Source organism: Streptomyces sp. NPDC096339 (assembly GCF_044762985.1).
Classification (GTDB): domain Bacteria; phylum Actinomycetota; class Actinomycetes; order Streptomycetales; family Streptomycetaceae; genus Streptomyces.
In genome coordinates, this window is the sequence record NZ_JBIWFI010000002.1 from 623,537 (window position 1) to 650,207 (window position 26,671).

Below are 26,671 nucleotides of genomic sequence, written 5' to 3' on the forward strand. Positions count from 1 at the left end.
ACTGCGCCGTAGCGCGAGAGCAACTATACCCAACCTCGGCGCCGTGCGAGACGCACTGCGGTATGCCGGTTCTCCGCGCCCAGTTTCGTCGCCGCCGAGGACAGGTAGTTCCGTACCGTCCCCTGGGACAGCGAGGCCCGCTCCGCGATCTCCGCGATCGGCGCTCCGTCCGCCGCCAGCTCCAGCACCTCGGCCTCCCGGGCGGTCAGCGGGGAGTCCCCCGCGCTGATCGCGTCGGCCGCCAACTCCGGATCCACGTAACGTCCTCCGGTGTGCACGGTACGGATCAGCTCCGCCAGCCGCTGCGCCGAAACCGTCTTCGGGGTGAAGGCCCGCACCCCCGCCGCGAGGGCCCGCTTCAGGTGCCCCGGACGGCCGTGACTGGTCACGATCATGACCTTGCAGTCGGGCAGTTCGGCCCGCAGGGTTGTGGCGACGCTCACACCGTCCGCGCCCGGCATCTGCAGGTCGAGCACCGCCACGTCGGGCCGGTGCGCCCGTGCCATGGCGAGCGCCTCGGGCCCGGAGGCCGCCTCGGCGACGACCAGCAGGTCGTCCTCCAGCGAGAGCAGCGCCGCCAGGGCGCCCCGGATCAGGTGCTCGTCGTCGGCGAGCAGTACGCGTACGGGACTCATGCCCACGCCTCCAGTCGTTCGGTCCGGGGTCCGGGTATCTCGGCGCGCAGCCGGAACCGGCCGCCGTCCACGGGCCCCGCGCGCAGGGTCCCGTCCAGGACGGCGAGCCGCTCGCGCAGCCCGGCCAGCCCCGATCCGGGCGGCCCCGCGGGGGCCTCGGGGGCCCCGTCGTTCTCCACCACCAGCGTCACGGGACCCTCCTCGGGCGCAGTGAGCCGGATGACGCAGCTCTGCGCGTCCCCGTGCCGCAGTACGTTCGTCGTGGCCTCCCGCACGACCCAGCCGAGCGCGGACTGCACCTCGGCGGGCAGCGGGCGCCCGGCCTCGAAGTCGACCCGGCAGTCCATGCCGGCGGCGGTCAGCACCCCGCGGGCGCCCTCCAGCTCCACCGCGAGATCCGCCTCCCGGTAGCCGCGTACGACGTCCCGGACCTCGCGCTGCGATTCCCGGGCGATCCGCTGGACCTCGATCATCTGGTCCACGGCCTCGGGCCGTTCGCGCCGGGCCAGCTGCACCGCCAGCTCGCTCTTGAGCGCGATCACCGCGAGGTTGCGGCCCATCACGTCGTGCAGGTCCCGTCCGAAGCGCAGCCGCTCCTCGGCCACCGCGAGCCGGGCCTGGACTTCCCGGGCGTGGTCGAGTTCGTAGACGGTGCGCAGCAGCCATCCGGAGAACCCGCAGGTGAAGGAGAGGAAGGTGCAGGACACCAGGACCGCGACGAAGTACCCGATGACCTCGTTCAGATCGAGGCCCAACGCGGCGACGACCACCGTGGTCCCGGCGGCCGCGACCGGGGGGACGTACTTCATGTGTCGGACCTTCTCCATGCTGAGTACGAGGGATCCGCAGCCGAAGCAGCTCACCCCCACCACCAGTCCCGGCGCGGCGGACTCGTCGAGCGCGCCGAAGCGGCGCAGGAAGAGGAAGAGCAGGACGGCTGCGGCGGTGAGGGCCGTCACCAGCGCCGCGAGCCCGACCGGCCTCTCGCGACGGCCGGAGACGAAGTCCAGGGCCCTGGAGGAGAGGAAGCCGACGATGACGGAGTGCGCGCAGACCACCAGGAAGGCCGCGAGCGCCTGTGGCCGGGGTGTGTGGTTGTCAGGACCGGCGAAGGCGACCAGTCCGAAGGACACGATCTCCAGGAGCACGAAGAAGTGGAAGGACCAGCGCGTGTACAGCTCGACCTTCCCCGCGCTGCTGCGCTTCTTCCACCACCCGGTCAGCTTCGACACGTGCCCGTCCCCCGATCAGCCTCAGCGCCGCGGCTCCCACCGGAACCACCGCTGGACAGCAAACACGGTGATCACGGTCCAGGCCAGCGCCCCCAGGCCGGCCGTCAGCAGGTCCGTCCCCTCCGCGCCGCCGCTCCACCCGGCCCGGACGAGGGTCATGACCCCGCTCAGCGGCAGGAGTTCGCATGCGGAGGCCAGTACGTCCGGCAGCGTGTCCACCGGCACGAACAGCCCCGAGCCGGCCGCGGTCACCACGAACAGCGGGATCGCGGTGAGCCCCGCGGTCTCCACGGTGCGGGTGAAGGCGCTGGTCAGCGCGGCCATCCCGGCCAGCACCACGATCCCCGCGAGGACGGCCGCGATGAGCAGCAGCGGGTTGCGCGGCATCCGTACGCCGAGGGCGGCCGCCCCCGCCACCGCGAGGAGGGCACTCTGCCCGAGAGCCAGCACGGCGGCCGGCAGCGCGGTCCCGGTGAGGATCTCCAGGTCGTTCGCCTCGCCGGTCCGCAGCCGCTTGAGGACGAGCTCCTCGCGCCGGGCCACGTAGGCGGAGACCAGGTTCAGGTACACGACGAGGACCAGCACCATGCCGATCCCGCCGGTCAGGGTGGCTTCGCCGACGGACGCCGACCGGCCGAGGTCGCCCAGCGAGGACCGCAGGAGGAACACCATCAGCAGCGGCATCGCCAACGCCACGCTCAGCGCGGCCCGGTTGCGCACCAGCAGGGTCAGCTCGGCGCGGCCCAGCGCGGCGAGCCGTCCGGGGTTCAGGGTCATGGTGTTCATCGGGCTCCCGCCTTCTCACGTCGGTTCTGCGCGATCTCCAGGAAGGCCTCCTCCAGGGAGGCGGACCGGGCGTCGAGCCCGGCCAGTTCCACGCCGGATTCCCGGGCCCAGCCCAGCAGTTCGGCGAGGTCCTCCTGGAGCCGGTCGGTACGGATCTCCACGCGCGGTCCGTCGGCCGCCGCGCGCAGCGCGAGGGGCAGCCGGGCCGCCGGCACCCCGTCCGGCAGCGTGAAGCGGATCCGGGACGGCCGGGTCGCGGTCACCTCGGCCGGGCGGCCCGACAGGACGATCTCCCCCTCGTGCAGGATCGCCAGCCGGTCCGCGAGCTCCTCGGCCTCCTCCAGGTAGTGCGTGGTCAGCACCACCGTGGTGCCCCGCGCCCGTAGCTCCCGGACCAACGCCCAGGTGTCCCGGCGCCCTTCGGGGTCCATGCCGGTGGTCGGCTCGTCCAGGAACAGCACCTCGGGCCGCCCCAGCAGGGCCGTCGCCAGGTCGAGCCGCCGCCGCTCGCCCCCGGACAGCTGCTTGACCCGTACGGAGGACCGCGCGGCCAGCCCGACCAGCTCCAGGACCTCCGCGGCCGGGCGGGCGCCCGTGGTGACCCCGCCCCAGGCCCTCAGGGTCTCGGCGACCGAGAGGTCGGAGGGGAAACCACCCTCCTGGAGCATGACCCCGGTGCGCGGGCGGACCTCGGCCCGCCGCGCGTACGGGTCGAGCCCGAAGACGCGGACCCGTCCGCCGCTCGGCGCGGCCAGTCCCTCCAGCAGTTCGACGGTGGAGGTCTTGCCGGCGCCGTTGGTGCCGAGGAGGGCGAAGACCTCGCCCCGGGCCACGGAGAAGGAGACGCCCCGTACGGCCTCGAAGCCCCCGGCGTAGCCGCGGCGCAGGCCCTCTGCCTGGATCACTGTGTCGGTGGTCATGGCTCAAGCCTCGCGGCGCCCGCACGGGGTCGGCAGTGCGCGTTGTCACGGCCCGGGATGACATTTGTCAGGGCGGCCGCTGCCGCAATGAGCGGAATAACGAAGAAGGCCCCGATCGCAATGATCGAGGCCTTCTTCATACAGAGCGGACGACGCGACTCGAACGCGCGACATCCACCTTGGCAAGGTGGTGCTCTACCAACTGAGCTACGTCCGCATGCAGTGCACTGCCGGGGCAGTACTTGCATCACTCTACCCGATCCACCGAGGTGGTCGGAAAGCGATACAGAGCGGGTGACAGGGATCGCACACTGCGCCTTCCCTCTGGAAGAGGGATGTTCTGCTACTGAACTACACCCGCACGACCTTCGGGGTCTTGCCTTTCGGCCTGGCCCCTCGGCGTGATCCAGACTCTAGCCGATCCATGGGGGTGGATGGCAAATCGGCCCTCAGTGAGCGGCGTTGTAGGCCTCGTAGATCTTCTTCGGGATGCGGCCGCGCGGCGGGACCTCGAACTGGTTGGCGCGGGCCCAGGCCCGGACGACCGCCGGGTCGGGGGCGATGGACGTGTGCTTGAACACCTTCCCCGAGCGGGACTGGCGGCGGCCGGCGGCCACGAAGGGGGCCAGGCTCTTCCGCAGTTTCTTTGCGTTCGCCACATTGAGGTCGATCTCGTAGGACTTTCCGTCCAGAGCGAACACGACCGTCTCCGCCGCTTCTCCGCCATCGATGTCGTCGGAGAGCGTGACCACTACGCGCTGCGCCACGGATATCGGTCCCTTCGGTGCGACGCGCCGCCCGCTGACGTGCGGCGATGTCGCCTGTGTGGATGTTTCGGGGCAATGCATCTTTGAGCGGGAATCCCGGGTGATTCCTTTGTACCGCGATTCCCATTGCATTGCGAAGCCCAGTTAATTCTCTCCGCGTGTCCCGCCGCAATGCCGGGCGCGTGTTTTTCCTGGGGATTTTGCGAAGCGTTGGTGAAGCCGAAACGGGTCGGTGATCATGCTCTACGGATATCTACCCGCGTAGAAATTTTGGCCGGGTACGCTGAGGGAACCGCCTTGCACCAACCACCTCATCGGGAGTGCCAGTGGCACGCGTCGTAGTCGACGTCATGCTCAAGCCGGAGATCCTCGACCCCCAGGGCCAGGCGGTGCAGCGTGCACTGCCGCGCCTGGGCTTCGCGGGGATCGCCGACGTCCGCCAGGGGAAGCGTTTCGAACTGGAGGTGGAGGGACCGGTCGACCAGGCCGCCCTCGACCGCATCCACAAGATGGCCGAAACGTTCCTCGCCAACACCGTCATCGAAGACTTCACCGTGAAGGTCGAGGCCTGACGGTGACCACTCGCATCGGTGTCGTCACGTTCCCCGGAACGCTCGACGACCGTGACTCGCTGCGCGCCGTCCGCCTCGCGGGGGCCGAGCCGGTCTCGCTCTGGCACCGCGACAAAGACCTCCACCAGGTCGACGCGGTCGTCCTCGCGGGCGGCTTCTCCTACGGGGACTACCTGCGCGCCGGGGCCATCTCCCGCTTCTCGCCGGTGATGGAGACCATCATCGAGCAGGCCAAGGGCGGCATGCCCGTCCTCGGCATCTGCAACGGCTTCCAGGTCCTCACCGAGGCCCACCTGCTGCCGGGGGCGATGCTCCGCAACAACCACCTGCACTTCATCTGCCGCGACCAGAAACTGCGGGTGGAGAACGCGGAGACCGCGTGGACCGGCGACTACACCGCCGGCCAGGAGATCTCCGTACCGCTCAAGAACATGGACGGCCGGTACGTCGCCGACGAGCGCGTGCTCGACGAACTGGAGGCCGAAGGCCGAGTGGCCTTCCGGTACCTCGACGTGAACCCCAACGGCTCGCTGCGCGACATCGCCGGCATCACCAACGCCGCGGGCAACGTCGTCGGCCTCATGCCCCACCCCGAGCACGCGGTCGAGCCGCTGATCGGGACGGGCCGCACCGACGGCCTCCCGTTCTTCACCTCGGTCCTGAAGAAGCTGGTCAGCGCATGAGCCTCGACACCGTCAAGAACGCCACCGAGACCCCGGACGCCTCCCAGCCCTGGAAGGAACTCGGCCTCAAGGAGGACGAGTACGCCCGGATCCGCGAGATCCTCGGCCGCCGTCCCACCGGCGCCGAGCTCGCCATGTACTCGGTCATGTGGTCCGAGCACTGCTCGTACAAGAGCAGCAAGGTCCACCTCGCCCAGTTCGGCAAGAAGGCCCCCAAGAACGACGCCATGCTCGTCGGCATCGGCGAGAACGCCGGCGTCGTCGACGTCGGCCAGGGGTACGCGGTCACCTTCAAGGTCGAGTCGCACAACCACCCCTCGTACATCGAGCCCTACCAGGGCGCGGCCACAGGCATCGGCGGCATCGTCCGCGACATCCTCGCGATGGGCGCCCGCCCGGTCGCCGTCGTGGACCCGCTGCGCTTCGGCGCCGCCGACCACCCCGACACCAAGCGCGTCCTGCCGGGCGTGGTCGCGGGCATCGGCGGCTACGGCAACTGCCTGGGCCTGCCCAACATCGGCGGCGAGGTCGTCTTCGACGAGTGCTACCAGGGCAACCCGCTGGTCAACGCCGGCTGTATCGGCGTGATGAAGCACGAGGACATCCACCTCGCCAAGGCCTCCGGCCCGGGCAACAAGGTCATCCTCTACGGCGCCCGCACCGGCGGCGACGGCATCGGCGGCGTCTCGGTCCTCGCGTCCGAGACCTTCGACGACACCAAGCCCACCAAGCGCCCCGCCGTCCAGGTCGGCGACCCCTTCCAGGAGAAGCTCCTCATCGAGTGCACCCTGGAGATCTTCAAGGAGAAGCTGGTCGCGGGCATCCAGGACCTCGGCGGCGCCGGGCTCTCCTGCGCCACCTCCGAGCTGGCCTCCGCCGGCTCCGGCGGCATGCGGGTCGAGCTGGACACCGTCCCGCTGCGCGACGCGACGCTCTCGCCCGAGGAAATCCTCATGAGCGAGTCGCAGGAGCGCATGTGCGCGATCGTCGAGCCGCAGCACGTCGACCGCTTCATGGAGATCTGCGAGAAGTGGGACGTCATCGCCACCGTCATCGGTGAGGTGACCGACGGCGAGCGCCTGGAGATCTTCTGGCACGGCGAGCAGATCGTGGACGTGCCCCCGGGCACCGTCGCCCACGAGGGACCGGTCTACAACCGCCCCTACGCGCGCCCCTCCTGGCAGGACGCGCTCCAGGCGGACGACGCGGGCAAGCTGCCGCGGCCGCAGACCTCCGAGGAGCTGCGCGCGCAGGTCCTGGCCCTGGTCTCCTCCCCGAACCAGGCCTCGAAGTCGTGGGTCACCGACCAGTACGACCGCTTCGTCCAGGGCAACACGGTGCTCTCGCAGCCCGAGGACGCGGGCATGGTCCGCATCGACGAGGAGTCCAACCTCGGCGTAGCCATGGCCACCGACGGCAACGGCCGCTACGCCAAGCTCGACCCGTACACGGGCGCCCAGCTGGCGCTCGCCGAGTCGTACCGCAACGTGGCCGCGACCGGCGCCAAGCCCCTGGCGATCTCCGACTGCCTGAACTTCGGCTCCCCCGAGGACCCGGACGTCATGTGGCAGTTCGCGGAGGCCTGCCGCGGTCTCGCGGACGGCTGCCTGGAGCTGGGCACCCCGGTGACCGGCGGCAACGTCTCGCTCTACAACCAGACCGGCGACGTCGCCATCCACCCGACCCCGGTCGTGGCGGTCCTCGGCGTGATCGACGACGTCAACCGCCGCACGCCGATGGCGTTCTCGGAGGCCGGCCAGCTGCTGTACCTGCTGGGCGACACGGCCGAGGAGTTCGGCGGCTCGGCCTGGTCCCAGGTCGTCCACGACCACCTGGGCGGCATGCCGCCGAAGGTGGACCTGGGCCGCGAGAAGCTGCTCGGCGAGATCCTGATCTCCGCCTCGCGCGACGGAATGATCGACGCCGCGCACGACCTGTCGGACGGCGGCGTGATCCAGGCGCTCACCGAGTCCTGCCTCAAGGGCGGCAACGGTGCGCGCGTGGTGGTCCCCGAGGGCCTGGACGCCTTCACCTTCCTGTTCTCCGAGTCCGCGGGCCGCGCCATCGTGTCGGTCCCGCGCAGCGAGGAGCTCCGCTTCACCGACATGTGCGGTGCCCGGGGCCTGCCGGCCGCCCGCATCGGCGTGGTGGACGGCGAGGAGATCGAGGTCCAGGGCGAGTTCACCCTCCCGCTGGCCGAGCTCCGCGAGGCACACGAGGCGACGATCCCGGCCCTGCTGGCCTGATCGACCCCGCGTCACGCGTACGAGCCCCCGTCCGGATTCCCTCCGGGCGGGGGCTCGGTTGTTCCGCCGCGGCGGGCCACGTTGGTAGCGTCACCCCGGTCATCGCGATTGCAAGTCAGTGACAGGACTGGGGTGGGGATGTTCGAGCCGATGGCGCCTTCCACTGGCGGGCCACTGCCGGATCGGGGCCGATGGCGCAATGCGGTCAATTTGCTGCTGTGCATTGCCGGTGTGGGCGGTGTCGTCTTCGGCGGCTGGGCCCTGTACGGGTCCTACCAGTCGTGGCAGCACCGCGGGGAGAGCCGTACCGCGATCCGGGAGGCCTGTGCGGACCTGGTCGACGCCGACGCGGTGATGCGGCTGGACGGAGGCCGTGACCAGGTGGGGCCGAGCGAGGTGAAGTCCAGGAAGCATCTGGACTTCCGCCAACTGCCGGACGAGTGCGTACTGGTGGCCGCGCGGGAGCAGAACGGCAAGACCGTGCGCCTGGTGCACTTCGGCCTGAAGGTGCACGCGCTCCCGCAGCAGGGCCTCCACGTGATCGACCCCGACGACAAGCCCTTCGACGCGGGGATCCACCCGCGCGCCGGCGAGGACGTCACCGACCGGGTGAGCGACCCGCTGCCCACCCCCCTCGGCGACGGCATCGCCGGGACCTACTCCGCCCGCACCGTCTCGATCACGGCCGTCTGCACCCGGCCCGTGGCAGGCGTGACCTCCTTCCGGGCCTCGGCGACCGCCCGGTACGGCGACCCGACCGACAAGGAACGCAAGGCGCTGGCCTCGATCGCGCGGACAGCGGCGGTCAAGGCCGCCGAGCGCGGCGGCTGCGCCGTCGACCCGCCCGAACTGCCCACCGAGCTGCCCGCCCAGGGACGCGCCCTGGGCCCCGCCGAGCAGGCCACCGGCAGCTGCTCCTGGTACGCGGCCTTCCTGCGCGGCCGGCAGGACCGGGAGCGGCTGCCCGACAAGGCGCTCGGCACGCCGGTGTCGGAGCAGGCCGGGAGCGAGACCTGCGTGCTGGCACTGGACACGGACACCCGCCACGGCATCCAAGCCCGGCTCCTCGCGGAGGGCGTGAACGCCGGGGGTCCCAGCGACCGCTGGACCAACCCCTGGTGGCTGCGGACCTTCTCCTACTTCGGTGACGAGGCGGCCGGAACCATGGTGGAGCCGTTCACGAAGAAGCCCACGTCCATCGCCGCCGGCCAGGCGGGGCGGGACTACCTCGTCCTGTACGCCTCGGCCACCTGCCAGGGCCGCCCCGCGGTCCTCGGCATGACCACGGCCTACCGGTACGACGAGGTGCTCGGCCCCCGCCTCGACGAGGTCTTCAAGGCCTACGCCACCGAGGCGGCGACGCGGCGCGGCTGCACCGGGCTCGTCCTGCCCGGGCCCGAGTAGGGTCGGGGCATGCCGCCCGCCAGGAAGAAACAGCGCACCTACGACCCCCAGAAGATCCGCGCGGCCGTCACCGCGCAGTTCGCCAACATCGCGCGGGCGGTGGGGGAGTTGGGTCCCGAACAGCTGGACCGGCCCAGCGGTGTCGGGGAGTGGACGGTCGCCGACCTCGCCGCGCACATCGCCTGGATCGCCGACTCGCTGGCCGGCGGCCTCGCCCGGCCGCCCGGCGGCGTCGCCGAACTGTCGGCCGTCGAGTGGCCCTCGGTGACGGCCTCCCTCGCCGGGAAGATCTCGGAGGCGGCCCGGGAGACCCTCGCCGGTGCCCCGCTCCCCGAGCTGTACGAGGCCGCCGCCGCACGGATGGCCGGGGCGCTCGCCGACCACCCCACCGGCAGCCGCGTGCTGACGCTGTGGATCGGGAACATGACCCTCGCCGACTTCCTGGTCACCCGGACCGTCGAGCTGGTGGTCCACACCGACGACCTGAACCGGGCCACCGGGCTGGACGTCCCGATCGACCGGCAGGCCCTCGCCGCCTGCACCCGGCTGCTCGCCGACGCCCTCGCGCTCAAGGCGCCGGGCGGCTCGGTCGAGGTACGGGTGCCGCCGTTCGCGGTGGTCCAGTGCATCGAGGGGCCCCGCCACACCCGCGGCACCCCGCCGAACGTGGTCGAGACCGACCCGCTGACCTGGCTCCGGCTCGCGACGGGGCGTACGGGATGGGCCGAGGCCCTGGACGCGGCGCGGGTCCGCGCGAGCGGCGAGCGGGCCGACCTGTCGGCGCTGCTGCCGCTGATGAGCTGATGAGCTGATGCCACCGACGAGCCGAGGAGCCGCCGTGCGGACGGAACCGCTCCGTAGCCCGCACCGTCCCAGGGGCATGCGTAGATACCGGTACGTCCACGCCTCCGCGGCCCTCGCGGCCCTCGCACTCGCCCTCACCGGCTGTGGCCGGACGGAGGAGGGTGCCTCCGTCCGGCTCCCCGACATCGAAGGGTCCTGGCAGGTCGAGTCACTGACCACCAAGGGCCGGACCATGCACGGACCCGAATCCGCCCGGGTGGAGATCGGGCACGACAAGGCGTCGGGGGTCTACGGCTGCAACGGCTTCAGCGCGGGGGTCGTGTTCGACGGAACCTCCGCCATCACCGTCACCCCCGGCGTCTCGTCCCTCATGGGCTGCAAGGACCTGGACTTCGAGACGGAGTTCGCCAAGCTCTTCAAGGGCCGCCTGACCATCGACCGCGGCCCCGACCGGCTCACCCTGAAGACCGCGGACGGGAGCACCATCGCCATGACCCCGAAGCCCCCGGCGGTGGACGCCCCGCTCACGGCCACCCAGTGGACCGTCGACGCCACGGTCAACGGCGACACGGTGGCCTCCCTGCCCTTGGAGGCGGCGGGCAAGGCCCGCTTCACGATCAACGACGGCACCGCGGCCGGCAGCCTCGGCTGCAACCGCTTCAGCGCCAAGGCCACCATCGAGGGATCCACCCTCACGTTCGGGCCGCTGACCTCCACCCGGATGGCCTGCGAGGGCCAGGTGGGAGCGGTGGAGCGGGCGCTGACCGACCTGTTCGGCAGCGGCCCGCTCTCCTGGAAGATCCAGGAGAACACGCTCACCCTCGTCGCCGCCGACGGCAACGGCCTCACCGCGCAGGCGGCCTCCGCCGCCGAGTGAGCGGATCAGACGTGGGCCGTGCCGCCGTCCTTCGCCATGGCCGCGGCGATCCGGTGCGCGGACTCGGCCCACACCTCGTCGGGCAGCTTCGGCAGCACGTCGTCCCACAGCGGCAGGCAGGAGCCGCGCAGCTGCAGCATCCCCTCCGGGCGGGCCATCAGGAACAGGTGCAGATGGGCGCCCCCGTCGCCGATCTTGCTGACGTGGACGCGGCCGATCCCGCCGAGCGTGCGGATCGCCCGCTCGATGCGCTGAGCCATCCCGCCCAGCTCGGCCGCCCGCTCGGCCGGCAGGTCCAGCAGGTCGTGGTGGCCGCGCGGCATCAGCATGACGATGGCCGGGAGGGAACCGTGGAGGCCCATCAGCCGCCAGTTCTCGTCCGTCCACAGGAAGTCGGAATCCGCGGGCACGCAGCCCTCGCACCCCTCCGGCCCGGCCTCCCCGTTGCGGGGCGGCTCGGGCAGGACGGGCTCCTGCAGCGGGATGACCCGCAGGTCCCCCTCGAAGGGGAAGGTGTCCCACATGGGGATGCCGTCGGCGGCGAAGGGTATCCGCTCGCCGATCGGCAACCGCCTTACGTAATCACTGGGTTCGGTCATGCGATGATCATGACAGCGCCGTATCAGCTCGGGTAGGGCAGCAGGCCCGCGTCCGTCTTCTCCCAGGCGGCCTTCAGCTCCGCGAGCCGGGCGGGCTCCACGGCCGCCTTGTCGGCCTGCTCCCGGACGTCCCCGGCGAGGTTGAAGAGCTGGTCGCGGCCGGACTTGCCGCGGTAGTACTTCCAGTCGCCGCGGCGCAGCGCCCGCTCCCCGCGCACCCGCCAGAACAGGTTCCGCTCGGCGACCTTCTCGCCGCGCAGCAGGTATCCGGCCAGGCTCACCCCGTCCAGCGGGTACGCCCGGTTCGGCCGGGTCCCGGCCAGCTCCAGCAGGGTCGCCGTCCAGTCCGGGCTGAAGACCGGGACGTGGCTGACCTGGCCGCCGTCCAGGCGCGCGGGCCAGCGCACGATGTTCGGCACCCGGATCCCGCCCTCCTGCAGCGAGGCCTTGTTGCCGGAGAGCGGCCAGTTGTAGGAGAAGCGCTCGCCGCCGTTGTCGCTGGAGAAGACCACGATGGTGTCGCGGGCCTGCCCGGAGCGGTCGAGGGCGCGCAGCACCTCGCCGATGGACCGGTCCAGGTCCTCGACCATCTCCTTGTACTTCTCGACCGAGCCGCCGTCCTGGTGCCACAGCGCGCGCCCGTCGCCCGCCTTGATCCGCCGGACGATCTCGGCGCTCTGCTCGGTGTCCCCGTCGGCGATCCAGGGCCAGTGCGGGGTGGTGAAGTTGAGGTTCAGCAGCCACGGCTTGCCGCCGTGGTCGCGGGAGACGTACTCGCTCGCCCGCTCTGTGATGATCCGCGTGTAGTAGCGCAGGTCCTTGTACTCGGCGTCGCCCTCGTAGAGGTCGTACTCGCCGCCCAGGCCCAGCTTGGAGTAGTACTCCAGCGCCCCGCCGAAGTTGCCGAAGAACTCGTCCCAGCCGGACTTGGTCGGGCTGTAGTCGGGCAGGTAGCCCGCGTGCCACTTGCCGATCAGCGCGGTGGCGTAGCCGGACTCCTTCAGCAGCGAGGCCAGCGTCGGGTGCGTCGGCTCCAGGCCCACCGACTTGTCGGCGATCGGCTCGGCCAGCCCGCCCTTGGCGCGCCCCGGGTAGCGGCCCGTGTACAGGCTGAACCGGGTCGGGGAGCAGGTCGCGGAGCCGGAGTAGGCATCGGTGAAGCGGACGCCCTGGCGGGCGAGGCGGTCCAGGTTCGGGGTCTTGATGTGCGGTGACCCGTACGAGGACAGGTCGGCCCAGCCGAGGTCGTCCCCGAGGATGAACAGGATGTTCGGGCGCCGCGACTGTCGCCCCCGGGCGGCCCGGAACTCCTGTTCCCGGGGGTCGGCGTCCTGGGCCGCGGCGGCGGCCGGAGCCGCCCCCAGCCCCACCGCGGCGGTGGCCGCGGTCACTCCGACGGCGCCGCCGAAGGCACGGCGGGACAGGTTGGACTCATACGAAGACACAGGTGCTCCAAGGCATGGCGGCGCAGCCGGCCGACAGCGGCGCGGGACGGCGCGCGGTATCGACGGCGGACGCGGGCGTACGGCGAAAACAAGCCGGGAGGGCGGAGGGGGAAGGCAGCGGAAAAGGGCGCGGAGCGGCCGAACGGCCAAGGCCTGCCTGGACCCGGACGGGTCAGAAGGGGGAAATGCTCAGCCAGGGGTCACTGCGCCGCGCCGTATGGCTACGGGCGACACATGGCGCTCGCGACACGGACCAGGTCTACGTGGCGGCGCTCGACGAGGGTGACGGAACGGTCACCGAGAGGCTGCATGGTTCGAGAGCCTGTCCGAATGGCCTTGTAGATGTCAACAAGGGCATCCGAATACCGAGACGGGGGTGATCCGTCACCCTCTGTGCTGTGACATTTCCCGGCCTTCGCGAATTCGGACCAGTGGTCGATCTCGCCTACACTCGGAGGCGTGCCTCGTGGTGATGGACGACTCAACCACGACCTGCTCCCCGGCGAAAAGGGCCCCCAGGACGCTTGCGGCGTCTTCGGTGTCTGGGCTCCGGGTGAAGAGGTCGCCAAGCTCACCTACTTCGGACTGTATGCATTGCAGCACCGCGGACAAGAGTCCGCGGGAATCGCTGTGAGCAACGGTTCCCAGATCCTCGTCTTCAAGGACATGGGACTCGTTTCCCAGGTCTTCGACGAAACCTCCCTCGGTTCCCTCCAAGGTCATATCGCGGTCGGTCACGCCCGCTACTCGACCACCGGAGCCTCCGTCTGGGAGAACGCTCAGCCCACTTTCCGGGCGACCGCCCACGGCTCCATTGCCCTGGGTCACAACGGCAACTTGGTGAACACCGCCGAGCTCGCCGAGATGGTCGCCGACCTCCCGCGTCAGGACGGCCGTGCCACCCAGGTGGCCGCCACCAATGACACCGACCTCGTGACCGCCCTCCTCGCCGGCCAGACCGACGAGGACGGCAAGCCCCTGACCATCGAGGAGTCGGCCGCCAAGGTCCTGCCTCAGGTCAAGGGCGCCTTCTCGCTCGTCTTCATGGACGAGGGGACCCTCTACACCGCCCGTGACCCGCAGGGCATCCGCCCGCTGGTCCTCGGCCGCCTCGAGCGCGGCTGGGTGGTCGCGAGTGAGACCGCCGCGCTCGACATCTGCGGCGCCAGCTTCGTCCGCGAGGTCGAGCCGGGCGAGCTCATCGCGATCGACGAGAACGGTCTGCGCACCTCCCGATTCGCGGAAGCGAAGCCCAAGGGCTGTGTGTTCGAGTACGTCTACCTGGCGCGCCCGGACACCGACATCGCCGGCCGGAACGTCTACCTCTCGCGTGTCGAGATGGGCCGCCGTCTGGCCAAGGAAGCCCCGGTCGAAGCCGACCTGGTGATAGCGACGCCCGAGTCGGGTACGCCCGCCGCCGTCGGATACGCCGAGGCCAGCGGGATCCCGTACGGCTCCGGCCTGGTCAAGAACGCTTACGTGGGCCGGACCTTCATCCAGCCCTCGCAGACGATCCGCCAGCTCGGCATCCGCCTCAAGCTCAACCCCCTCAAGGAAGTCATCCGGGGCAAGCGCCTGGTGGTCGTCGACGACTCGATCGTCCGCGGCAACACCCAGCGCGCCCTCGTGAAGATGCTCCGCGAGGCCGGTGCGGCCGAGGTCCACATCCGGATCTCCTCGCCGCCGGTGAAGTGGCCGTGCTTCTTCGGCATCGACTTCGCCACCCGGGCCGAGCTGATCGCCAACGGCATGACGGTCGACGAGATCGCCACGTCGCTCGGCGCGGACTCGCTCTCCTACATCTCGCTCGACGCGATGATCGAGGCGACGACCATCCAGAAGCCCAACCTCTGCCGTGCCTGCTTCGACGGCGAGTACCCGATGGAGTTGCCCGATCCGCAGCTCCTCGGCAAGCAGCTGCTGGAGAACGAGCTGGCCGGCGGCACGGACGCCGCCGACGCGCTCCGCCGCCCGTAGTCCGCGGCCTCCCCCTGCTCAACCTGCGCCGGGCCCTGCCTTTTGAAGCTTCTCCCAGGGCCCGGCACCACATGCAGCAAACGACACGAAAGCTCTCTCCTGTCATGACAGAGAAGACCACCGGTGCCAGCTACGCGTCCGCAGGCGTGGACATCGAAGCGGGAGACCGCGCCGTCGAGCTGATGAAGGAGTGGGTGAAGAAGACGCAGCGCCCCGAGGTCCTCGGCGGCCTCGGCGGCTTCGCCGGCCTCTTCGACGCCTCCGCCCTCAAGCGCTACGAGCGCCCGCTGCTCGCCTCCGCCACCGACGGGGTCGGCACGAAGGTCGACATCGCCCGCCAGATGGGCGTCTACGACACGATCGGCCACGACCTGGTCGCGATGGTCATGGACGACATCGTGGTCTGCGGCGCCGAGCCGCTGTTCATGACCGACTACATCTGCGTCGGCAAGGTCCACCCCGAGCGTGTCGCGGCCATCGTCAAGGGCATCGCCGAGGGCTGCGTCCTCGCCGGAACCGCCCTGGTCGGCGGCGAGACCGCCGAGCACCCGGGCCTGCTGGGCCCGGACGACTTCGACGTGGCGGGCGCGGGCACCGGTGTCGTCGAGTACGACCGGCTGCTGGGCGCGGATCGCATCCGTACGGGGGACGCCGTCATCGCGATGGCATCGTCCGGCCTTCACTCGAACGGGTACTCGCTGGTCCGGCACGTGCTCTTCGACCGGGCCGGGATGTCCCTGGAGCAGGAGATCGCGGAGCTCGGGCGCACCCTCGGCGAGGAACTCCTGGAGCCGACCAAGATCTACTCGCTGGACTGCCTGGCCCTCACCCGTACGGCCGAGGTCCACGCCTTCTCGCACATCACCGGCGGTGGCCTCGCGGCGAACCTGGCCCGGGTGATCCCGGACCACCTGCACGCCACGGTCGACCGGACGACCTGGGCCCCCGGCGCGATCTTCGACCTGGTCGGCAAGGCCGGTCAGGTGGAGCAGCTGGAACTGGAGAAGACCCTGAACATGGGCGTCGGCATGATGGGCGTCGTTCCGCAGGAGTCGGTGGAGGTGGCGCTGACCGCGCTGGCCGACCGGGGCGTCGACGCCTGGGTCGCGGGCGAGATCCAGGGCCGCGGCGACCGTACCGAGGGTGCGACCCTCACCGGTTCCTACGCGAGCTGAGCAGCACCGAAACCCGGCCCTGGGCAATGCCCGGGACCGGGTTTCGGTCTTTGCTCTTGGTGCAGACGCCCTGGAGCGTCAAGCGCCGCGACGCTGTGCCGACGGACCGGACTCTTCGTCCTCGTCCTCGTCGTCATCGCTGTTGTACAGATCCGCGTACTTGGCGTACGGGTCGTCGTCGTCCAGATCGTCATCGACTTCGACCGGCTCGCTGATAGGCAGCGGCTCTGTCGGCGATGCGCCCAGCTCATTGGCCAGACGCGAGAGGTCAGTCCCGCCGCTGTTGTACTTCAGCTGGCGGGCGACCTTTGTCTGCTTGGCCTTGGCCCGGCCGCGCCCCATGGCTCGACCCCCTCGGTGACGGGGCTCGACGGCCCCAGAGTCTGACACGCGTTCATGGTTCGGAGCGGGCTCTCCGTGGAGAGACCGTCCGTAGGGGTTTAACGGTACCTGCTTCCGCGGCCATACGGTACGCCGCCCGCATGACGCGCCCCGGTGCAGAACCAACAAGGCGCCCCGTCCTCGCTGGTCAACCGCGATTTTAACGCTTTCCTGGCCCGCGACCCGCCGAAGTGCAGTGAGTTCTGTCTCCCCGCACCCCGGCGGGCGCACCGAAGTGTCCCCGGAAGGGTCAGACCGCGCGGGCGGCGCGGGCGTCGGCCATCCGCTGCTCGGCGATCCGGTCGGCCGCGGCGGCCGGCGGGATGCCGTCCGACTTCGCGCGAGCAAAGATCTCCAGGGTGGTGTCGAAGATCTTCGTGGCCTTGGCCTTGCAGCGGTCGAAGTCGAAACCGACCAGCTCGTCGGCGACCTGGATCACGCCGCCGGCGTTGACCACGTAGTCCGGGGCGTAGAGGATCCCGCGGTCTTCGAGGTCCTTCTCGATGCCGGCGTGGGCGAGCTGGTTGTTGGCCGCACCGCAGACGATGCGGGCGGTGAGGGCCGGCACGGTCTCGTCGTTCAGGGCGCCGCCCAGCGCGCAGGGGGCGTAGATGTCGAGGCCCTCGACGCGGATCAGCGCGTCGGTGTCGGCGACCGCGGTGACCTTGCCCGGGTGCTTGTCGAGGATCCGCTGGACGGATTCCTCGCGCACGTCCGTGATCACGACCTCGGCGCCGTCCTCCAGGAGGTGCTCGACCAGGTAGTGGCCGACCTTGCCGACGCCGGCGACGCCGACCTTGCGGCCGCGCAGCGTCGGGTCGCCCCACACGTGCTGGGCGCTGGCGCGCATGCCCTGGAAGACGCCGAAGGCGGTGAGCACCGAGGAGTCGCCCGCGCCGCCGTTCTCGGGGGAGCGGCCGGTCGCCCAGCGGGTCGCGCGGGCCACGACGTCCATGTCCGCCACGAAGGTGCCGACGTCGCAGGCGGTCACGTAGCGGCCGCCGAGGGACTCCACGAACCGGCCGTAGGCCAGGAGCAGTTCCTCGGACTTCAGGACGTCGGGGTCGCCGATGATCACGGCCTTGCCGCCGCCGAGGTCGAGACCTGCGAGGGCGTTCTTGTACGACATGCCGCGCGAGAGGTTGAGCGCGTCCCGGACGGCCTCCTCGTCGGAGGCGTACGCGTGGAAACGCGTGCCGCCGAGGGCCGGGCCCAGGGCGGTGGAGTGGATGGCGATGACGGCCTTGAGGCCGGTGGCGCGGTCCTGGCACAGCACGACTTGCTCGTGTCCGCCCTGCTCCGTGCGGAACAGGGTGTGCAGGACGCCGTCGGTCATTTCGGTCACGGTGGTGACTCCCATGGAAGAGATGCGGCGGATTCCACGCCCGCCCTGCGGGTGGGGGCGAGCGCGCTGGGAGCAGAGTAAGACCTCCCGGGCGCGCTGCGGTGACCTGTCCAAAGATCGGAACTCTCCCGGAGTACGAGGGGGTGCCCGGAGTACCGCGGCGCCGCCGGGGGGAGTACGACAACGTGAGCGAAACCCCCGATGTCCCGCGGCCCGCCGTGCGCCCGGCGCCGACCGTTCCGTACGCCTCCTACCTGCGCGTCTACGAGCCCCTCGCGGCCTTCCCCGAGCCGGAGCGCGCGCACTGGGCCGATTACGCCCGGCGCGGGACGGCCCCGACCGCCCAGGACGAATTGCTGCGGTCCCTCACCGACTTGGTGCGGGTCCCGGTGGTGGGGGTGCCGGCCCACGAGAGCGCGGACGCCTTCACGGCGGAGGTGGACGGGGTGCTGCTGGTCTGCCCGTGGCGGACCAGGCTGCGCGGCTGGCTGGCGCTCCAGGAGCTGGTCGAGTGGTTCCCGCTCCCGGTGCTCGACGCGGCGCTCCCGCCGGCGGCCCGCAGGAGGGCGTCCGAGGAGTACGAGCGCTGGCGCGAGCGGAACCCGGACGCACGGCCGTGGATCCGTACGGGGGTGTGGCAGGTCCCGCTGCGCTGGTTCGTGCTGGTGGCCGACGAGGAGCGGGAGTACCTCCCCGGCGAGCGGCTGCGCTACCGGACGCCCATGGTGCAGGCGCGCCGCCGGCTCGCGCGGGCGCTGCGGACGTTGCGGGACGCGGAGGGCGAGGGCTACGAGCCGCTCGCCGAGGGGCTGGTGGAGGTCGGGAGCTGGCTGGAGGAGTTCCACCCGAAGTCGATGGTCGAGCTGGACTACGGCGGACTGCTGCACGCGCTGCCCGCCGACCGGCTGGCGGCCGACCGGTCCGCGGGGGTGCTGGCGGCGGGGGTCGCGGCGCTGCGGGCCGGTGACACGAGAGGGGCCGCCGAGGCGTACGGGGAGCTGTCGGACCGGTGGAGGGCGGTCCGGGAGAGACTGTTCGCGAATTAGTGCTGTGGGATTACCCCGGCTCGGCGGGGTCCTCGGACGGCCGGCGGACACCATTCCGTACCGGTGCGTATCGGCCGATCGGTCACAACTCGCTGATCAGGGGCCCGATCATGGCATTCGGGACGTAGTGCCAGGACCTACGTCCCGATACGGGCCATTGGCCCAAGCGTGACGGACCGCACTAACTACACCCTTGCGCCCTTCCCCTACCCTCGTGCCAAAATAGGACAAGGAGTCCGGGGAGGGTTCCTTCCGCCCAACTAAGGGCGGAATGCTCGGCATTGCGCTCTACGGGGGGTCTGACGACTCCTGATTGTTCTGTGACTGATCGTCACAGTGGGGTGACTGTCCGTTATGGGGCGGTCCATCGGGCTTCCGCCGCTGATGAACACCTCGGAGGGCAATTCCGTCGGTTTGGCCCTTGGGGCTGGACGGATGGTGTAGTTGTAGTGCCGAGGACAAGCCGTTCGTCCTATAACCGACTCGGCCCGCGTATGTCCATTTCGGGCAACGCGGGCCAAGGTGCAGAATTTAGAGGAAAGAACCGAGATGGTTCGGTTCTCCCGAGGAGGCCGCTCATGACCGCTCGCACCCCTGATGCCGAGCCGCTGCTGACCCCGGCTGAGGTTGCCACCATGTTCCGCGTGGACCCGAAGACGGTTACCCGCTGGGCCAAGGCCGGCAAGCTCACGTCCATCCGCACCCTGGGTGGACACCGCCGTTACCGCGAGGCCGAGGTCCGCGCACTGCTTGCGGGAATTCCGCAGCAGCGCAGCGAGGCCTGAGGTTCGCAGCACCCCTTTTAGGGGACATCTCCCGGCTGAGGCCGGGGGAGGGTCTGAATCGGGTCCCCCAATCCGAGGAAACCCACACAGCTTCATGCGACGGGACCTGCCCCAACAGGTTCCTGTCGTCCGATCGCGCTGGACTCCGCCGGGTCCAGCGCGATCTTTTTTATGCGCTGGTCAGGGCGGTGCGGGGGTGGCGGGGGCAGCGCCGACGAGGGGGTGCCATTGCACATATTAAATCGAGGGTGCGTAGGGGCGCGATAAACGTGCGAGTCTCAAAAACTCATGCGGTGACTCCCGTCACAGATGATCACTCTTGTATTTCCGGCATTGCACCCCGTAAGGGGACGTGCGCGGCGGAGCGCATCATGCGAACGGGGGATTCTCGCGCCGGTGGGGCCGGCCCGGGGTCGCGGGCGGGGCCGGAAAGGGGCTCACGGGCCGACCGGTCGGTAACCGGACCTGTCGATGAGGATCTATGCGTCCCGGTGAGGGCCTATGCGGGCTTCTGAGGCCCTCCGGGGGTCTCCGTGACCACCGGGAGCCGGGCGGGTCGGGGCGGCGCCTCCAGGGCGGCTCCAAGGCCACCCCTCGCGACCGTGCCTGTCAACGCATCAGGGCCCGCATCCCCTGGGGGATACGGGCCCTGATGTTTCTGCGAACCTGACGGGACTTGAACCCGCGACCTCCACCTTGACAGGGTGGCGAGCTAACCAACTGCTCCACAGGTCCTCGATTTGCGGCCGCTCGGCGGCTGCGAATCAGACTGTACCGCAGCTCAGGGGGTGCAGTCGAACCGGATCATGGAACGGGTCATCGGGCCGACGGCGGGGCCGCCGCGTCCACCGCCTTCACGATGCGCTTGTCGGAGATCGGATACGCCGTGCCGAGGGCGTGCGCGAAGTAGCTCACCCGCAGCTCCTCGATCATCCAGCGGATGTCCGTGACGGTCGACGGCACGGGCCGGCCCTTCGGCAACTGCTCCAGCAGCCAGGCGTACTCGTCCTGCATCTCGTGCACCTTCTCCATGCGCGTGGTGTCGCGCTGGACGCCCGTGGGCATCTGCTGGAGCCGCCGGTCCGCCGCCACCAGGTAGCGCATCAGGTCCGGCAGCCTGCGCAGCCCGGTGAGGGTCACGAACCCGGCCGGCATGAGCGCTGCCAGCTGCGTCTTCACGTCCTGGATGTTGGCGACGAGGGCCAGGCTGCTCGTCGACTTCAGCCGCCGCTCGCAGGCCTGCCAGGCGGCCAACACCTGCTGGACCTGGCCCACCGTCCGCACGGTGGTGTCCACCAGGTCGGCGCGGACCGCCTCGTAGAGCTTCCGGAAGCCCGCCTCGTCCCACGCGGGGCCGCCGTGGTCGGCGATCAGCTTGTCGGTCGCGGCGGTGGCGCAGTCGTCGAACAGCGCCTGGATGGAGCCGTGCGGATTCCTGGACAGGGCCAGCTTCTGCTGGTTCGTCAGGTGGTCCGAAGCGAACTTCGCCGGATTGACCGGGATGTTCAGCAGGATGAGCCGCCGGGTGCCCAGCCACATCGCCTGCTGCTGCTCGGCCTCCGTGTCGAAGAGCCGTACGGAAACGGCCCCGCCCTCGTCCACGAGCGCCGGATACGCCTTCACCGGCTGTCCCGCCCGCCGAGTCTCGAAGACCTTGTCCAGCGTGCCGATCGTCCAGTCGGTCAGCCCGGTCCGCTCCACCGACTCCCCGCCCGCCCGCTCGGCGGTGGCCGCGGCGGCCTTGGACAGGGCCTGGCGGGCCTTCGGCTTCAGAGCAAGCCTCAGGGTCTCCAGGTCCTTGTCCTCGGCGAGCTTCTTGCGGCGCTCGTCGACGATCCGGAAGGTGATCTTCAGGTGGTCCGGGATCCGGGTCAGGTCGAAGTCCTCGGCCGAGACCGGCACCCCGACCATCCGCTGGAGCTCGCGCGCCAGGGTCACCGGCAGCGGCTCCTGAAGGGGCACGGCCGTGTCCAGGAAACGGCCCGCGTAGTTCGGCGCGGGCACGTAGTGCCGGCGGATCGGCTTGGGCAGCGACCGGATCAGCTCCGTGACCACCTCTTCCCTCAGACCCGGGATCTGCCAGTCGAAGCCCTGGTCGGTCACCTGGTTCAGCACCTGGAGCGGGATGTGGACGGTGACGCCGTCCGCGTCCGCGCCCGGCTCGAACTGGTAGGTCACCCGGAACTTCAGGCGCCCCTGCATCCAGCTGTCCGGGTAGTCGGCCTTGGTGACCCCGGCCGCCTTCTCCGTCAGCAGCATCTCGCGCTCGAAGTCGAGGAGTTCGGGCTCCTCGCGCTTCTTGTGCTTCCACCAGGAGTCGAAGTGCGCCCCCGACACCACGTGCTCGGGGATCCGCTGCTCGTAGAAGTCGAAGAGCGTCTCGTCGTCCACCACGATGTCGCGGCGCCGGGCCCGGTTCTCCAGCTCCTCGACCTCGGTGAGGAGCTTGCGGTTGTCGGCGTAGAACTTGTGGTGCGTGCGCCAGTCGCCCTCGACCAGCGCGTTGCGGATGAACAGCTCGCGCGAGACCTCGGGGTCGATCCGGCCGTAGTTGATCTTGCGCTGGGCCACGATCGGGACCCCGTACAGGGTCACCTTCTCGTACGCCATCACCGCCGCCTGGTCCTTCTCCCAGTGCGGCTCGCTGTACGTGCGCTTGATCAGGTGCTGGGCGAGGGGCTCCACCCACTCGGGCTCCACCTTGGCGTTGACCCGCGCCCACAGCCGCGAGGTCTCCACCAGCTCCGCCGACATCAGGAACTTCGGCTGCTTCTTGAAGAGCGCCGACCCGGGGAAGACCGCGAACTTCGCGGACCGGGCCCCCAGGTACTCGTTCTTGTCGGTGTCCTTGAGCCCGATGTGCGAGAGCAGACCGGCGAGCAGCGAGATGTGGACGCTCGTCTCGGGGGCGTCGGCCTCGTTGACGTGGATGCCCATGGTCTTGGCGACCGTGCGCAGCTGCGAGTAGATGTCCTGCCACTCGCGGATCCGCAGGAAGTTCAGGTACTCCTGCTTGCACATCCGGCGGAACGAGGACGAGCCGCGCTCCTTCTGCTGCTCGCGGACGTACCGCCACAGGTTGAGGAAGGCCAGGAAGTCGGAGGTCTCGTCCTTGAACCGGGCGTGGTTCTGGTCGGCCTGGGTCTGCTTGTCCGAGGGCCGTTCGCGCGGGTCCTGGATGGACAGGGCCGCCGCGATGACCATGACCTCGCGAACGCAGTTGTTCTTGTCGGCCTCGACGACCATGCGGGCCAGGCGGGGGTCGACGGGCAGCTGCGACAGCTTGCGGCCCATCTGCGTCAGCCGCTTCTTCGGATCCTTCTCGGCCGGGTCCAGGGCCCCGAGCTCCTGGAGGAGCTGCACGCCGTCGCGGATGTTGCGGTGGTCCGGCGGATCGATGAAGGGGAACTTCTCGATCTCGCCGAGACCGGCCGCGGTCATCTGGAGGATGACGGAGGCCAGGTTCGTGCGCAGGATCTCCGCGTCCGTGAACTCCGGACGGCCGTTGAAGTCGTCCTCCGAGTACAGCCGGATGCAGATGCCGTCGCTGGTACGGCCGCAGCGGCCCTTGCGCTGGTTGGCGCTGGCCTGGGAGATCCGCTCGATGGGCAGCCGCTGCACCTTGGTGCGATGGCTGTAGCGGGAGATCCGGGCGTTGCCCGGGTCGATCACGTACTTGATGCCCGGGACGGTGAGGGAGGTCTCGGCGACGTTGGTGGCGAGGACGATCCGGCGGCCGGTGTGGGGCTGGAAGACCCGGTGCTGCTCGGCGTGCGAGAGCCGGGCGTAGAGCGGGAGCACCTCGGTGAAGCGGAGTTTCTTCTTGATCAGCGCGTCCGCGGTGTCGCGGATCTCGCGCTCTCCGGAGAGGAAGACCAGGATGTCGCCGGAGCCCTCGGCCTGGAGCTCGTCGACCGCGTCGCAGATGGCGGTGATCTGGTCCCGGTCGCTCTCCTCGCTGTCCTCTTCCAGCAGCGGCCGGTAGCGGACCTCGACCGGATACGTCCGGCCGCTGACCTCGACGATCGGGGCCTCCCCGAAGTGCCGGGAGAAGCGCTCCGGGTCGATCGTCGCCGAGGTGATGACGACCTTCAGGTCGGGCCGCTTGGGCAGCAGCGTCGCCAGGTAGCCGAGCAGGAAGTCGATGTTCAGCGACCGCTCGTGAGCCTCGTCGATGATGATCGTGTCGTACGCGCGCAGCTCGCGGTCCGTCTGGATCTCGGCGAGCAGGATGCCGTCGGTCATCAGCTTCACGAAGGTCGCGTCCTGGTCCACCTGGTCGGTGAACCGGACCTTCCAACCGACCGTCTGGCCGATCTCGGACCTCAGCTCCTCCGCGATGCGCTCCGCGACCGTGCGGGCGGCGATCCGGCGGGGCTGGGTGTGCCCGATCATGCCCCGGACGCCGCGGCCCAGCTCCATGCAGATCTTGGGGATCTGCGTGGTCTTGCCGGAGCCGGTCTCGCCCGCGACGATCACGACCTGGTGGTCGCGTATCGCCTCGGCGATCTCGTCCTTCTTCTGGCTGACGGGCAGGTTCTCGGGATACGTGACCTCGGGCATGCGCGAGGCACGGCCGGCCAGTCGCTCGGCGGCCTTCGCGGCCTCCGCGGCGATCTCGTCGAGCACGGCCTGCTTGGCCTCGGGCTTGCGGATACGGCGGGCGCCTTCAAGGCGGCGGCCGAGGCGGTGCGCGTCGCGGAGGGAGATCTCACCGAGAAGCGTCTGCAGGGCGGCGAAGGAAGTAGACATACCTGATCGAGGATCTCACCTGGCCCCTCCGGGTGGCGAACGCATTTGTCGGGCGCACCCGTACCATTTCGGGACGAGTCCCCCCGCCGCCGTCAGTGAGAGGCCCCACGCATGCCCGACGCCTCCGGCGCGGACCGCTTGAGCCGCGGGGGTCCGGGGCCGCGCCCCTACCGGCCGAGCGCTGCCCGTCACCCCGACGGCGCTCCGCGCCCGCGCCCCAACCGCCGGCGGCACCCTCCAGCCCGTCGGGCGTCCGAGGCCCGGGTCCCCCTCCAGCCTCGCCGGCGTTCGAGCCCCTGGCGCATCCAGCCTCGCCGGCGTTCGAGCCCCGGGCACATCCAGCCTCGCCGGCGTTTGAGGCGCGGGGTCCGGGGCGGAGCTCCGGGGAACGGTGGAAGGGCGGCTAGGGGACCGGCTCCGCGCAGCGGCACCCCACCCCCGGGGCCGTGCCTACGGGCCGTCGGGGTCGGGTGCGCGGCGGGGCACCTCCTCGGGCGTCGAACGTGCAGAGGCAGCGGACACGCGCGACGTGGTTGCGTTCGACGCCCTGCGGGGGCGCCCCGCCGCGCACCCGACCCCGCCGGCGCGGGGTAGGCCACCGCACACCCGACCCCGGCGGCGCGGGGCACACGCCCGGCCCCGCCGGGGCGAGGGCGTCCCATCACACATCCGATCCGTAGTTCTGGAGCACGCACCCGTATGTCTTCCCGCAAGTCCCCCCGGCCCTTCCTGATCTCCGCCGGGGTCGCCCTCGCCGCAGTCACCCTCGGGATCGTGTCCTGGCAGGCCACCGCCCCGGAGGAGAAGGGATCCGGCGGCTCCGCGGCGGTCGCCGCCCCGCCCCGCGAGGACCCGGCCGCCGCGCAGCTGAAGGCGCTCGCCCGGCGCGAGGACGGCGACGCGCTCGCCGTGGGCCGCGCCGACGCGCCCGTCGTGCTCATCGAGTACTCCGACTTCAAGTGCGGCTACTGCGCGAAGTTCGCCCGTGACACCGAGCCCGAACTGGTGAAGAAGTACGTGGCGGACGGCACCCTCCGCATCGAGTGGCGCAATTTCCCGATCTTCGGCGCCGAATCCGAGGCCGCCGCCAAGGCCGCCTGGGCGGCGGGCCGGCAGGGCCGGTTCCAGCAGTTCCACGCCGCCGCGTACGCCGAGGGCTCGAAGGAGAAGGGCTTCGGTGAGGACCGGCTGCTGGAGCTGGCCCGCGAGGCCGGGGTCCCCGACCTGGAGCGCTTCACGGCGGACAGGGCCGGCGACGAGGCCGCGGCGGCGCTGAAGAAGGACCAGGAGGAGGGCTACCGGATAGGCGTCAGCTCCACCCCGTCCTTCCTGGTGGGCGGCAAGCCGATCGCCGGGGCCCAGCCGCTCAGGGTGTTCGAGGCCGCCATCGCCGAGGCGAAGCGGTGACCGGCGTCGGATATCTGGCCGCCCTGCTCGGCGGCCTCCTCGCCCTGCTCAGCCCGTGCAGCGCACTGCTGCTGCCCGCTTTCTTCGCGTACTCGATCGATTCGACCTCGCGGCTGCTGGCCCGGACCGGGATCTTCTACGCGGGCCTCGCGTCCACCCTCGTACCGCTGGGCGCGGCCGGTTCGTACGCCGGGCGGTTCTTCCACGGCAATCGCGAGGCCCTCGTCCTCGGCGGCGGCTGGCTGATCATCGCGCTCGGGGCCGCGCAGATCCTGGGCCTCGGCTTCGCCCCGAGGCGGATCTCGGAGCTGTCCGGGCGGATCCGGCCGACCACCGCCCTGTCGGTGTACGCGCTGGGGGCGGTGTACGGGCTGGCCGGGTTCTGCGCGGGCCCGATCCTCGGCAGTGTCCTGACGGTGGCGGCGGTCAGCGGCAGCCCCGTCTACGGCGGACTGCTGCTGGCCGTGTACGCGCTGGGGATGGCCGTACCGCTGTTCGTGCTCGCGGTGCTCTGGGAGCGGTTCGACCTGGGCCGGCGGCGATGGCTGCGCGGTCGGGCCTTCGCGGTGGGCCGCTTCGAGCTGCACACCACGTCGCTGCTGTCCGGGCTGTTCTTCATCACCCTGGGCGGGCTGTTCCTCGTCTACGACGGGGCGAGCGCGCTGCCGGGGCTGCTGGACGTGGACGACTCGTACGCCGTGGAGGAGTGGGTGCGGTCGGTGGCGGACGCGGTCCCGGACTGGGCGGTGCTCGGGCTGGTCGTGGCCGGGGCGGCGGTCTTCCCGCTGGTGCGGCGCAGGCGCGCGGGGGCCGGGGAGTAACGCAAGAAGCCC

At 70.6% G+C, this 26,671-nt stretch carries 23 protein-coding genes and 3 tRNA genes; 12 read left to right on the forward strand and 14 right to left on the reverse strand.

Annotated elements, in window-relative coordinates:
• Positions 1–23: 23 nt before the first annotated feature.
• The 7 genes from ACIQ5Y_RS06295 to ACIQ5Y_RS06325 form a co-directional block, all read right to left on the reverse strand.
• Positions 24–635 carry a response regulator gene (locus ACIQ5Y_RS06295; protein WP_384585258.1) on the reverse strand — a complete coding sequence of 204 codons (612 nt, stop codon included), beginning with the start codon at positions 633–635 and terminating at the stop codon, positions 24–26.
• A complete protein-coding gene (locus ACIQ5Y_RS06300; RefSeq protein WP_403875539.1) occupies positions 632–1,867 on the reverse strand; it encodes a sensor histidine kinase in 1,236 nt (411 codons plus the stop codon). The genes ACIQ5Y_RS06295 and ACIQ5Y_RS06300 overlap by 4 nt, the downstream gene beginning before the upstream one ends.
• Before the next feature lie 21 nt (positions 1,868–1,888).
• Positions 1,889–2,653 (reverse strand): ABC transporter permease, encoded by a 765-nt coding sequence (locus ACIQ5Y_RS06305; RefSeq protein ID WP_403875542.1) that lies wholly within the window; start codon positions 2,651–2,653, stop codon positions 1,889–1,891.
• Positions 2,650–3,573, reverse strand: coding sequence for an ABC transporter ATP-binding protein (locus tag ACIQ5Y_RS06310; protein WP_403875545.1), 924 nt, complete (start codon positions 3,571–3,573; stop codon positions 2,650–2,652). Before ACIQ5Y_RS06310 ends, ACIQ5Y_RS06305 begins: the two co-directional genes overlap by 4 nt.
• A gap of 144 nt (positions 3,574–3,717) precedes the next feature.
• Positions 3,718–3,790: transfer RNA gene (locus ACIQ5Y_RS06315), tRNA-Gly, on the reverse strand.
• A gap of 72 nt (positions 3,791–3,862) precedes the next feature.
• Positions 3,863–3,934 (reverse strand) — tRNA-Gly (locus ACIQ5Y_RS06320).
• 88 nt (positions 3,935–4,022) lie between these two features.
• Complete coding sequence (locus tag ACIQ5Y_RS06325) at positions 4,023–4,340, reverse strand: Lsr2 family protein (RefSeq protein ID WP_376657975.1); 318 nt, start codon at positions 4,338–4,340, stop codon at positions 4,023–4,025.
• A gap of 326 nt (positions 4,341–4,666) precedes the next feature.
• On the opposite strand from ACIQ5Y_RS06325, the gene purS reads away from it, so the two are divergent.
• From purS to ACIQ5Y_RS06355, 6 genes are all read left to right on the forward strand, one after another.
• The gene (purS, locus tag ACIQ5Y_RS06330; RefSeq protein WP_365172338.1) at positions 4,667–4,912 is read left to right on the forward strand and encodes a phosphoribosylformylglycinamidine synthase subunit PurS; all 246 of its coding nucleotides are present in this window, start codon (positions 4,667–4,669) and stop codon (positions 4,910–4,912) included.
• A gap of 2 nt (positions 4,913–4,914) precedes the next feature.
• Positions 4,915–5,595: a phosphoribosylformylglycinamidine synthase subunit PurQ gene (purQ, locus tag ACIQ5Y_RS06335; protein WP_361753490.1), complete on the forward strand. Its 681-nt coding sequence runs from the start codon at positions 4,915–4,917 to the stop codon at positions 5,593–5,595.
• Positions 5,592–7,841 carry a phosphoribosylformylglycinamidine synthase subunit PurL gene (purL, locus tag ACIQ5Y_RS06340; protein ID WP_403875551.1) on the forward strand — a complete coding sequence of 750 codons (2,250 nt, stop codon included), beginning with the start codon at positions 5,592–5,594 and terminating at the stop codon, positions 7,839–7,841. Before purQ ends, purL begins: the two co-directional genes overlap by 4 nt.
• 231 nt (positions 7,842–8,072) lie before the next feature.
• The gene (locus ACIQ5Y_RS06345; protein WP_403875554.1) at positions 8,073–9,245 is read left to right on the forward strand and encodes a hypothetical protein; all 1,173 of its coding nucleotides are present in this window, start codon (positions 8,073–8,075) and stop codon (positions 9,243–9,245) included.
• 9 nt (positions 9,246–9,254) lie between these two features.
• Positions 9,255–10,049: a sterol carrier family protein gene (locus ACIQ5Y_RS06350; protein ID WP_403875557.1), complete on the forward strand. Its 795-nt coding sequence runs from the start codon at positions 9,255–9,257 to the stop codon at positions 10,047–10,049.
• A 76-nt stretch (positions 10,050–10,125) separates the two neighbouring features.
• On the forward strand, positions 10,126–10,926 hold the full coding sequence (locus tag ACIQ5Y_RS06355; RefSeq protein ID WP_403875560.1) for an META domain-containing protein: 801 nt from the start codon (positions 10,126–10,128) through the stop codon (positions 10,924–10,926).
• A 5-nt stretch (positions 10,927–10,931) separates the two neighbouring features.
• On the opposite strand, the gene ACIQ5Y_RS06360 is transcribed toward ACIQ5Y_RS06355, so the two are convergent.
• From ACIQ5Y_RS06360 to ACIQ5Y_RS06370, 3 genes are all read right to left on the reverse strand, one after another.
• Positions 10,932–11,525, reverse strand: a complete 594-nt coding sequence (locus ACIQ5Y_RS06360) for a hypothetical protein (protein ID WP_403875563.1) — start codon at positions 11,523–11,525, stop codon at positions 10,932–10,934.
• 23 nt (positions 11,526–11,548) lie between these two features.
• Positions 11,549–12,970, reverse strand: a complete 1,422-nt coding sequence (locus ACIQ5Y_RS06365) for a sulfatase-like hydrolase/transferase (protein ID WP_403875566.1) — start codon at positions 12,968–12,970, stop codon at positions 11,549–11,551.
• 221 nt (positions 12,971–13,191) lie between these two features.
• The gene (locus ACIQ5Y_RS06370) at positions 13,192–13,281 is read right to left on the reverse strand and encodes a putative leader peptide (protein ID WP_403875569.1); all 90 of its coding nucleotides are present in this window, start codon (positions 13,279–13,281) and stop codon (positions 13,192–13,194) included.
• A gap of 148 nt (positions 13,282–13,429) precedes the next feature.
• Here ACIQ5Y_RS06370 and purF point away from each other — a divergent pair, with 148 nt between their 5' ends.
• Together purF and purM are read left to right on the forward strand one after the other, a co-directional pair.
• Entirely contained in the window at positions 13,430–14,947 is a 1,518-nt protein-coding gene (gene purF, locus ACIQ5Y_RS06375; RefSeq protein ID WP_125602472.1) for an amidophosphoribosyltransferase, read from the forward strand.
• Positions 14,948–15,051: 104 nt separating this feature from the next.
• Entirely contained in the window at positions 15,052–16,122 is a 1,071-nt protein-coding gene (purM, locus tag ACIQ5Y_RS06380) for a phosphoribosylformylglycinamidine cyclo-ligase (RefSeq protein ID WP_403875572.1), read from the forward strand.
• 78 nt (positions 16,123–16,200) lie between these two features.
• Here purM and ACIQ5Y_RS06385 read toward each other — a convergent pair whose 3' ends face one another.
• The gene (locus ACIQ5Y_RS06385; protein ID WP_365172329.1) at positions 16,201–16,464 is read right to left on the reverse strand and encodes a DUF3073 domain-containing protein; all 264 of its coding nucleotides are present in this window, start codon (positions 16,462–16,464) and stop codon (positions 16,201–16,203) included.
• Between the two features lie 289 nt (positions 16,465–16,753).
• Positions 16,754–17,848, reverse strand: coding sequence for a Leu/Phe/Val dehydrogenase (locus ACIQ5Y_RS06390; protein WP_403875576.1), 1,095 nt, complete (start codon positions 17,846–17,848; stop codon positions 16,754–16,756).
• Between the two features lie 185 nt (positions 17,849–18,033).
• Here ACIQ5Y_RS06390 and ACIQ5Y_RS06395 point away from each other — a divergent pair, with 185 nt between their 5' ends.
• Both ACIQ5Y_RS06395 and bldC read left to right on the forward strand, forming a co-directional pair.
• Positions 18,034–18,894 carry a hypothetical protein gene (locus ACIQ5Y_RS06395; protein WP_403875579.1) on the forward strand — a complete coding sequence of 287 codons (861 nt, stop codon included), beginning with the start codon at positions 18,034–18,036 and terminating at the stop codon, positions 18,892–18,894.
• A 578-nt stretch (positions 18,895–19,472) separates the two neighbouring features.
• Complete coding sequence (gene bldC / locus ACIQ5Y_RS06400) at positions 19,473–19,679, forward strand: developmental transcriptional regulator BldC (RefSeq protein WP_003949541.1); 207 nt, start codon at positions 19,473–19,475, stop codon at positions 19,677–19,679.
• A 661-nt stretch (positions 19,680–20,340) separates the two neighbouring features.
• Here bldC and ACIQ5Y_RS06405 read toward each other — a convergent pair.
• Together ACIQ5Y_RS06405 and hrpA are read right to left on the reverse strand one after the other, a co-directional pair.
• A tRNA-Asp gene (locus ACIQ5Y_RS06405) sits at positions 20,341–20,414 on the reverse strand.
• Between the two features lie 81 nt (positions 20,415–20,495).
• On the reverse strand, positions 20,496–24,431 hold the full coding sequence (gene hrpA / locus ACIQ5Y_RS06410; RefSeq protein ID WP_403875581.1) for an ATP-dependent RNA helicase HrpA: 3,936 nt from the start codon (positions 24,429–24,431) through the stop codon (positions 20,496–20,498).
• Positions 24,432–25,130: 699 nt separating this feature from the next.
• On the opposite strand from hrpA, the gene ACIQ5Y_RS06415 reads away from it, so the two are divergent.
• Positions 25,131–25,838 carry a DsbA family protein gene (locus tag ACIQ5Y_RS06415; protein WP_403875584.1) on the forward strand — a complete coding sequence of 236 codons (708 nt, stop codon included), beginning with the start codon at positions 25,131–25,133 and terminating at the stop codon, positions 25,836–25,838.
• Entirely contained in the window at positions 25,835–26,659 is an 825-nt protein-coding gene (locus tag ACIQ5Y_RS06420; RefSeq protein WP_403875587.1) for a cytochrome c biogenesis CcdA family protein, read from the forward strand. The genes ACIQ5Y_RS06415 and ACIQ5Y_RS06420 overlap by 4 nt, the downstream gene beginning before the upstream one ends.
• The last annotated feature ends 12 nt before the right edge of the window (positions 26,660–26,671 follow it).

Excerpts from the sequence above, each read along its gene's own strand:
- ACIQ5Y_RS06310 (WP_403875545.1), bottom strand. The coding sequence starts at position 3,573 with ATGACCACCGACACAGTGATCCAGGCAGAGGGCCTGCGCCGCGGCTAC.
- ACIQ5Y_RS06360 (WP_403875563.1), bottom strand. The coding sequence starts at position 11,525 with ATGACCGAACCCAGTGATTACGTAAGGCGGTTGCCGATCGGCGAGCGG.
- ACIQ5Y_RS06370 (WP_403875569.1), bottom strand. The coding sequence starts at position 13,281 with ATGCAGCCTCTCGGTGACCGTTCCGTCACCCTCGTCGAGCGCCGCCAC.
- ACIQ5Y_RS06415 (WP_403875584.1), top strand. The coding sequence starts at position 25,131 with ATGTCTTCCCGCAAGTCCCCCCGGCCCTTCCTGATCTCCGCCGGGGTC.
- ACIQ5Y_RS06305 (WP_403875542.1), bottom strand. The coding sequence starts at position 2,653 with ATGAACACCATGACCCTGAACCCCGGACGGCTCGCCGCGCTGGGCCGC.
- purL (WP_403875551.1), top strand. The coding sequence starts at position 5,592 with ATGAGCCTCGACACCGTCAAGAACGCCACCGAGACCCCGGACGCCTCC.
- ACIQ5Y_RS06385 (WP_365172329.1), bottom strand. The coding sequence starts at position 16,464 with ATGGGGCGCGGCCGGGCCAAGGCCAAGCAGACAAAGGTCGCCCGCCAG.
- bldC (WP_003949541.1), top strand. The coding sequence starts at position 19,473 with ATGACCGCTCGCACCCCTGATGCCGAGCCGCTGCTGACCCCGGCTGAG.
- hrpA (WP_403875581.1), bottom strand. The coding sequence starts at position 24,431 with ATGTCTACTTCCTTCGCCGCCCTGCAGACGCTTCTCGGTGAGATCTCC.
- ACIQ5Y_RS06355 (WP_403875560.1), top strand. The coding sequence starts at position 10,126 with ATGCGTAGATACCGGTACGTCCACGCCTCCGCGGCCCTCGCGGCCCTC.
- ACIQ5Y_RS06350 (WP_403875557.1), top strand. The coding sequence starts at position 9,255 with ATGCCGCCCGCCAGGAAGAAACAGCGCACCTACGACCCCCAGAAGATC.
- ACIQ5Y_RS06295 (WP_384585258.1), bottom strand. The coding sequence starts at position 635 with ATGAGTCCCGTACGCGTACTGCTCGCCGACGACGAGCACCTGATCCGG.
- purM (WP_403875572.1), top strand. The coding sequence starts at position 15,052 with ATGACAGAGAAGACCACCGGTGCCAGCTACGCGTCCGCAGGCGTGGAC.